The organism is Actinospineispora acaciae DSM 45401 (assembly GCF_000620785.1).
In the GTDB taxonomy this organism is placed as follows: Bacteria; Actinomycetota; Actinomycetes; order Mycobacteriales; family Pseudonocardiaceae; genus Pseudonocardia; species Pseudonocardia acaciae.
This window is the reverse complement of sequence record NZ_JIAI01000046.1, coordinates 1-8,855: the sequence shown is the minus strand read 5'-3', so window position 1 is coordinate 8,855 and position 8,855 is coordinate 1. Positions and strand designations below refer to the sequence as shown.

At 71.6% G+C, this 8,855-nt stretch carries 1 protein-coding gene; it reads left to right on the top strand.

The features are described from left to right. The coding region (locus tag N912_RS59495; protein ID WP_037070404.1) for a DUF4781 domain-containing protein at window positions 1–8,855 on the top strand (8,855 nt) is incomplete at both ends.

Sequence of the window (8,855 nt, the reverse complement as noted above, 5' to 3'; positions counted from 1 at the left end):
CAGCAGGCCGGCACCGGCCAGAGCGACGGCGGCAGCCTCGGCGAGCAGCTCACCGAACTGACCGGCAACTTCGTCCAGGACCTGCTCAAGCAGCTGGGCGTGTCCGGTGGCTCGGGCAAGGGCTCGGGCAACGGCCAGTCCGGCCGGTCCGGCCAGGGCGTGAGCCAGGACGAGGGCCAGCAGCCCGAGCGGCCGGGCGTGAACAGGCCTCGGCCCGGCAACGCCGCCCAGGGTTCCGGCGGGCGCGGTCACGAGAACGTCGACCAACTGGTCGGCGGGGTCGTCGACCTGGTGTCCGGGATCGTGGGCACGGTGGCCGGCAAGAAGGCCGGCTCCCAGACCCGCCAGGCGCTGTCCGGGCTGGCCGACGAGGTCTCCCAGGCAATCGCCGCCGGCGGCAAGGGGCTGGACTCCCGAGGCCGAGGGATGAACGGCACCAACACCTCCACACCGGTCGGCTCGGGCCACGACGGCGGCTCGCCGTCGACCCCGCCGGATGCGGGTTCGGGGCCGATCACCTGCCAGGCCATCGGGGTGTGCCCGTCCCAGGGCCAGCCGACCAGGCAGCGCGCCGGCGCCCCTCAGGCTCGCGGCCCACCGGCCGAGCAGACCTCGACCCCCACCGCCGCCAAGACCAAGTCCGCCAAGACCAAGCCGACCGACAAGCCGGCCGCCCAGCCGGCCGCGAAGAAGGCTCCGCTCCCCAAGGGCATCAGCAAGGCCCAGGCCGCCAACGCCGAGAAGATCGTCAAGGTCGGCCAGAAGATGGGCATCCCGAAGCGGGGCCTGCAGGTGGCCCTCGCCGCCGCGTTCCAGGAGTCCGGGCTACGCAACGTCCACCACGGCGACCGTGACTCCCTCGGGCTGTTCCAGCAGCGCCCCTCCCAGGGCTGGGGCAGCAAAGCGCAGGTCCTGAACCCGACCCACGCGGCCACCGAGTTCTTCAAGCACCTCAAGAAGGTCTCCGGCTGGCAGAAGAAGTCGATCAACGACGCCGCCCAGGCCGTGCAGAACTCCGGGCGCCCCCACGCCTACGCGAAGTGGACGAAGAAGGCCTCCGCGCTCCTCGACCACGTGCTCGGCAACACCGGCAACACCGGCAAGACCTCGAAGAAGGACCGCACGCCCACGCCCCAGTCCGCGTCCACGTCCGGCACCGGAACGGGCCGGGGCACGGACCGTCAGAACGACCTGGCCGGCTCGATCCAGGAGCTGACCGGCAACTTCGTGACCAACCTGCTCGGCGTGCTCGGCATCGGCCAGCAGGGTGGCCAGCAGGGCGGGCAGGCCGGCACCGGCCAGGGTTCGACCGGCACGGGCACGAGCAACCAGGACAACAGCCTGGCCAGCTCGATCCAGCAGCTGACCAGCAACTTCGTGACCAACCTGCTCGACCTGCTCGGCATCGGCCAGCAGGGCGGCCAGCCCGGCGGCACCGGCGGCGGCACGGGCGGCGCCGGCGGCGGCACGGGCGGCGGCGGTCAGACCGGCGGCGCGGGCGGTGGCCAGGACGAGGGCTGGTCGCTGGGTGGCCAGGACGGCCAGTTCGCCGGCACGGCGTGCCAGAGCGAGGCCGAGTGCGCGCTGGCCGGCGGCAACCTCCAGACCCGCCAGCCCGCCACCACCGGCAACACCGTCAGCCCGGACCGGACCTGGTGGAACGACGACGGCTCGGCGACCGATGTCAACCGGGCGTTGAACAACCGCCTCGCGGTCCTCAAGGGCCAGAAGAGCCTGGAGGCGGCCAAGGACCAGCTAGCGGCCAAGAAGATCACCAAGGCCGCCTACAACAAGAAGGTCGCCGCCCAGAAGGCGCTGACGACCAAGGCCAACCAGTCGATGGGCCTGCTGTCCACCGACGACCAGACGTTGATCAACGACACCATCGGTGACCAGCGCAAGCTGGCCGCGGCGAAGACCAAGCTGGACGCCGAGCGCAAGCAGCTCGCCGCCGGGAAGCTGTCCAAGGCCACCTACAAGAAGCACACCGCCGCCTACAACAAGCAGGCCGACGCCGTCGAGGCCCAGACCGCGCAGCTCTACGACGCCACCGGCCACAACTCCCTCGACGCCGACCCCGGCCGCAACGGCGCGGGGGCGGCCTGCACCAGGTCCGGGGCGTTCGGCGAGTGCTCCACCGCCGCGATCGACCCCAAGACCGGCAAGCTCAAAGAGGACCAGAGCCTGTGCATGCTCGGCATCTCCGGCTGCTCCAGCTCGGCGAAGATCGGCAACCGCACCGCCTCGGCGACCTGCGACCCGACCAAGGGCTGCGCCACCACCAGCCGGGCCGGCAAGACCACCGCCAAGGCCAAGTGCGGCGCCAAGGACTGCGACCTGGCCGCGACGGCCGACCAGACCGGCCCGCACACCTACTGCCAGACCCGCAACGGCAGATGCGACAACGACTCGTCCGAACGTCACGCCAAGACCGACAAGAAGGGCAAGAACACCACCACCGACCGCCGCGCCCTGTCCGGCACCGCGAACTGCCGGGTCAACGGCGGGCAGTGCACCACAGCCACCGGCCCCGGTGACGACAACGAAACGCTGTCCTACGTCAACGTCGCCTGCCAGACGAAGGGCTGCAAGGGCACCGGCGCCACCGCCACCAAGGCCCAGATCACCGCCGGTGTGAACGGCAAGACCGCCACCCGCACCACCGGCGCGCACCACGACTGCACCGTCGGCGCCACCACCGGCGGCTGCTCCACCGACTCCTCCTCCACCGTCGCCAACAACACCGCCGACATCGAGCTGGCCGCGGCGAACACCGCCACCAAGCCCGCCAAGGAAGCGAAGACGGCGAAGGACAAGAAGGCCGCCAAGAAGGCCAAGGCCGAGTCGGTGCCGCAGTGGGCCAGGGGCCTGACCGCGAGCAGCCGGACCACCGGCACCGTCACCTGCGACTCGCCCGACTGCAAGGGCAGCGAGAAGGGCGCCACCACCGCCGGCGCGTCCGGCGACATCAAGGCCAAGGACAGCAAGGGCGCCACCCGCTGCGAGGTCCACGGCATCGGCGGCACCTGCGGCTCGGCCGCGGACAGCGAGGTCTCCTACCGCGCCGCCCAGACCGGCCCGGGCGGCAAGAAGATCCCGGCCGGCGTGGTGAGCGTGTCCCACGCCGACTCCCAGGTCCGCTGCGAGGACTCCAAGACCTGCGGCGGCAAGGCCCGCACCGAGACCTCCGCCCGCGACCTCGCGGTGTCCAAACACTGGCGCGGCGCCTCCACCGACGCCGACTGCACCGTCCGGGGCGGCGGCTGCCAGGGCCAGGCCAGCTCGGACGCCTCCACCACCACCGACCACGTCCGGATCGACCCCAAGACCGGCAAGCCGCTCAAGGGCCAGCCCGGCTCCGGCCCGACCGCCACCTCCCGCGCCGCCGCGAGCGTCGACTGCCAGTCCAAGAAGTGCTCCGGCACCGCCCACACCGCCTCCGCCGCCTTCGACGGAGCGGTCAACAACGGCAAGCCCCGCACCTCCCAAGGCACCGTGAAGTGCGCAGCCGGCGCGCAGTCCTGCCAGGTCCAGACCCTGTCCAACGCCACCACCGGCCCCGGCGCGGCCGCCGCCTACAGCGACAAGCCCAACGCCAACCGCTTCGGCTCGGGCCCCTCGGCCGCCTCCACCATCGGCGGCAAGCTCACCGGCACCGGCGGCGGCCGCCTCTCCGGCGAGGTCACCGCCACCAACCCGACCGTCTCCGACGCCGCCCGAGGCAACCGCGCCGAGGGCTACTGCTCCGGCACCGGCGGCACCTGCACCGCCGTGATCAACGGCGCCGCCTCCTCCAGCCCCGACGCCAACAGCATCGCCCCGATGGTCGCCGACCAGCCCACCAGCAACGCCACCACCACCAACACCCCCACCGGCGACAACGGCCAGGACACCGGCGACCAGGGCAACCCCACCGGCAAGAACGCCAAGAACGCCAAGGGCACCAAGAACGGCAAGAACGCCACCGCCTCCCAGCAGAACCCCGACCAGCCCGGCCAGGGCGGCCAGCGCCCCGACCAGCCCGCCACCGCCCCCGGCTCCGCCGCCAGCTCCGGCGGCCCCACCGTCCCCGGCGCCTCCTCCTGGACCTCCGCCTGGGCCAACCTCAACTGCGACGGCACCACCGGCCGCTGCAAGGGCACCCCCCACAGCTCCGCCACCGGCCTGGCCGCCGACAAACACAACACCAGCGGCACCGGCAACAAGGGCCCACCGGCCACCCACAGCAAAGCCACCGGAACCACCACCGCACGATGCGACACCACCGCCAGCGCCTGCCAGGCCACCACCGGCACCACCGCCGGCACCGGCCAGGTCGTCGCCGACATCTTCAAAGCACAGAACAAAGACCAGGCAAAACAGGTCGCCCAGCAGGCCAAGCAAGCCAAACAGGCCGCGAAGAAGGCCAAGCAGGCCGCCGCGGCCCCCGGCGCCACCGCCAAGCAGCGCAAGGCCGCCACCAAGGCCGCCAAGACCGCCGCCGAGGCAACCAAGAGCGCCGCCGCCGCCACCAAGGCCGCGAAGAAGCCGCTCCGCGCCAAGGACATCCCGGTCACCTGGTCCGAGTCCACCGCGACCGCCCAATGCGCCGGCCCCCGCTGCAAGGCCACCACCACCGGCAAGGCCGCCCTCGCCGACGACGCCGCCTCGGGCAGCTCGGGCACCCGCGCCACCTGCTCCTCGCACGGCGGTGACGGCTGTGGGGTCGCGGCCACCTCCACCGTCAGCACCGGCGCCACCAGCGGCCAGCCGGCCAGCACCAAGAAGAACGCGAAGGACCTGCCCGGCCGCAGCGGCACGCTGCGCACCTCGGCCTCGCTGGACTGCCCGTCCGCCGGCTGCACCGGCAAGGTGACCGGCGACGCCGCCGGCAAGGCCATCGTGAGCAAGCCCAACAGCACCAAGCCACCCGGCTCCAAGCCGACCGGCACCGGCGGGAAGACGCGGTCCAACGCGCACGGCAAAGCGGCCTGCACCGGCAAGGCCGACTGCCAGGCCGGGATCACCAGCTCCTCGGTGTTGTCCATGGCCGATGCAAAGACCGGCCAGTCCGGGTCGGCATCCGCCGCCATCCAGGTCAGCTGTCAGGCCGGCGGGAAGGGGTGCCCGGCCAGCGCCACCTCCACCAGCGGCGCCAAGACCGACACCGCGCACGCGAACTCGCGCGCCACCTGCGCCAACAGCAACGCCAACGGGTGCGTCGCGGGCACCGTCGGCATGCTCGCCGGCTCCCTCACCCAGGCCAGCGCGCAATGCCTCGGCACCGGATGCGCCACCCGCCTGACAGGCAGTGCCGCCGCTCACGGCGCGGGCGGCGTGAGCTCGGCCAGCAAGGCCAACAGCGCCTCTCGCTGCACCGCAAAGGCCTGCTCCGGGCAGGTTCGTGCCGGCGCCACCGAGACCAGCGCCGTGACCGGTGCCAGCTGCTCGAGCGAGGGCGGGAAGTGCTCCTACCGGTTCTCGGCCAGCTCCGCCGGCGGGTCCGACAACGGTGGCAACCACGCCGCCGCGAACGCCCGCTGCGGCACCAGCGGCGGGAATGGTGGCGGCTGGTGCGGAACTACCGCGTCCGCGAAGGCCACCAGCAACTCCGCGGTGGCCGCGGCCGGGTGTCAGGGCAGCGCGAACGCCGGCTGCTCCTACCACTACTCCGCGCGCAGCGGCGCCTCCGCGCCCGGCGCCCAGGCCAGCGCGGATGGTCACGGCGGCGGGAAGACCGGCAGCGGGCACGTGATGACCATGGCTCAGGCGCAGGGCGGGGGCGGCGGCGCCTCGGCGTCCTCGGCCTGCCAGGGCTCGGCCGGCACCACCTGCCACCACTCCTACTCCGCCACCGCCTCCGCCTCGGCGAAGGACAAGAAGACGGGGTCACACGCCGAGGCGTACGCGCACGGCTCGGGCGGCGGCGGCATGGGCTCCGGCGGGGTGGCGGTGGCCGCCAGCGCGTTCGCCAAGGGCAACGCCGCCGGCGCCTCCGCCTCCTGCTCCGGCGCGGCCAACTGCACGGCGCACTACTCGGCCACCGCGGTCGACCACAAGAAGATCGACGGCGGCACCGGCTACTACGAGGCCACCCACCGGGTCCCGTGCGGCGGCAGCGGCAACGGCGGATGCACGGTCGTCTCCAACGCCGTGCCCGGCCCGGCCGGCGACAGCACCGGCGGGAAGAAGGGCCAGGACTACTGCAGCGGCCACTGCCTCAAGCCCACCGGCAGCAACGAGTTCCACAAGTACACGACCGTCGGCTCGGCGAACCTGGTGCCGGGCAGGTCCAACGCGCCCCCCGGCTCGGACGCCTGGAAGGCCCTGCACGGCAAGGACGTCCCGAAGAGCCACGTCAAGGGCACCAAGACGGAGCCGCTGGACCGGACCTGGAACACCACGATGCCCGACGGCAAGAAGGCCACCGACGTCGTCAAGGGCACCGGCACCTACACCACGTACAAGGACGGGTCGGTCCTGGCGCAGGAGAAGTTCACCGACCGCCAGACCGTGACCGGCAAGAACGGCAAACCGGTCATCGACAAGAAGACCGACAAGCCCGTCGTCTACACCAGCAAGATCAATGACAAGGCCGCACTGGCCTCGGCGCCGAAGGCTCCTCAGAAGAAGAACCCGGTGCCCGGCGGCTGGGTGTTCGCCTCGAACGGGGAGCGGCGCGGTTCCAACTTCGGCGGCAGCGTGCCCAACGCGCCCACCGGGGTACACAAGACCGCCAACGAGAAACTGATCTTCGACAACGGCTTCGGCACCGGCAACCGGGGTTCGCGCCCGGCCGACCAGGCCGATGCCTGGTCCACCGTCTCCGGGGTCCAGGCGATCGACGCCGCCGCCAAGAAGCAGGCCGCGGCAATCCAGAAGGAGCGCGACCGCGCCGAGAAGTCCGGCGCAGACCCCCAGCACCCGGCGCCTCCTCCGCACTCAGGAGGGCGGGAACCCAACCCGCGCGCGCAGGACCCGCCGCCCACGCCGGGCTCCACCCCCACGTCGAAACCGAAGCCGTCCGGGAAGCCGACCCCGGCCGAGCCGTCCCCCTCCCCCAGCGGCGTCGCCCCCAGCGGGGACGAACCGGGACATGACGGCCCGAAGAAGAAGGTGAAGGAACCGCCGGCCGACGTCCGCCAGTCCTGGGTCGAGCTGGAGAAGGGCGTCTACGCCAAGTACTGGGACCCGAAGAACCACGATCCGAAGACCGGCGCGAACAACCTGTCCGCCGCACAGAAGGCGCAGGCCGACGCGGCCGTTTACCAGAAGTACCTGCACCAGGCCGAGAACATCTACCTGAAGCCGAACGCCAACGCCACCAACAGGGCGATCACCGGCGGCAGGGGGATGAGCAACGAGGAGAAGCTCGCGGCGAAGGCGATCGACCAGCAGACCTTCAAGTCGTTCACCAACACCCACTACGCGCTCCTGGACGGCGACAGGCAGCTGGCCGACGCGGCGGGCCTGGCGGGCAAGCAGAAGCGGGCCGACGCGCTGGCCAAGTTCAAGGCCCATCCCGAGGACAAGAACAACCAGAAGCGTCTGGACGCTGCGTTCGGGCTGGACCCGAAGTCGCACCAGATCACCGACGGGAAGCTGAAGGGGTGGGAACCGGCGTACCGAGGCTCCCCGGACGGCGTGAACGCGCTGAGGGCGGCGGCCAACGAGCCCGGCCTGCTGGCCGACAAGTCCGATCAGACCAAGTACCCGCGCGACTTGGCCAAGAAGCATCCCGACCAGTTCGCCACCTTGGCCGCTCAGTTCGACGTCAAGAGCTGGAAGCAGTACATGTCCTGGCACCACGCCGACTGGGTGGAGCAGGGCGCCGCGGCCGCGGACATGACCAAGGACGAGAACGGTCATGACCGGTACGACAAGGCCAAAGAAATGATGGGCGGTGTCTACGCCAACGGCAGCAACGGCAAGAACGTCGACATTCTCCGCACATACCTGAAGGACCCGAAGAGCGGCGAGTGGACGCCGTGGACGATGTTCCGGGTCAAGCAGAAGGACGGGTCCTACCAGTACATCGATGTCTCCGGCGCACACTTCTCCAGCGAGAAGGACTACCGCGAGAACAACGAGCTGCCCGAGGACGCCCGCCTGCTGCTGCCCAAGAACATGGGCGGGCACAACGGCGAGGTCGTCGACTACGAGGACGTCTCCGCGCACCACACCCCGACCCACAAGAAGGTCTTGGGCTGGGTCGCGTTCGGCGCCGCCGTGGTGGGCATGGTCGCCACCGGGATCGCCACCGGCGGCGCGGCCCTGGCCGTCGAGGTGCCGGCGTTCGTCGGCGCCGTCGGGACCACCCTCACGGTCGCGTCCGGGGCCTACTTCGCCTACGAGGGCGTTCACGACATCAACAGCCGCGCCGCCCACGGCCAGGACACCAGCCTGAGCAACCCGACTGTGTTCATGGACGTGTTGAGCATCGTCGGCGGCGGGGCGATGGGGATCGGCGGTGGACTGCGGCTGGGCGCCATAGGACTGACGAAGTTCGCCGCGCCCATAGGCCGGGGCGCGGCTGCCGCAAAGAGTCTGAACACGATGGGCACCGCGGTGGACTGGGTGGGCACCGGCGCCTTCGGCACTCAGTTCGCCACGCAGTTCGGACTCACGGTCGCCAACTGGGGCGGCATGAGCGGCGCGGAGAAGTTCGACGCCGTGACGAACCTGGCGATCAGCGGCGCGATGTTCGGGCTGGGCGCGGGCTCCAAGAAGCTCGGGGGGAAGCTGGCGACGAAGTTCTTCGGTGGCCGTGACGGCCCACCGCCCCCACCGCCGCCAGGCGCCGGCGCCTTGCCAGGTGAGGGCGAGCCGATAAGCGCCACGAAGCCGCTAGGCCCGCGCACGGAAGGTCCGCCCGG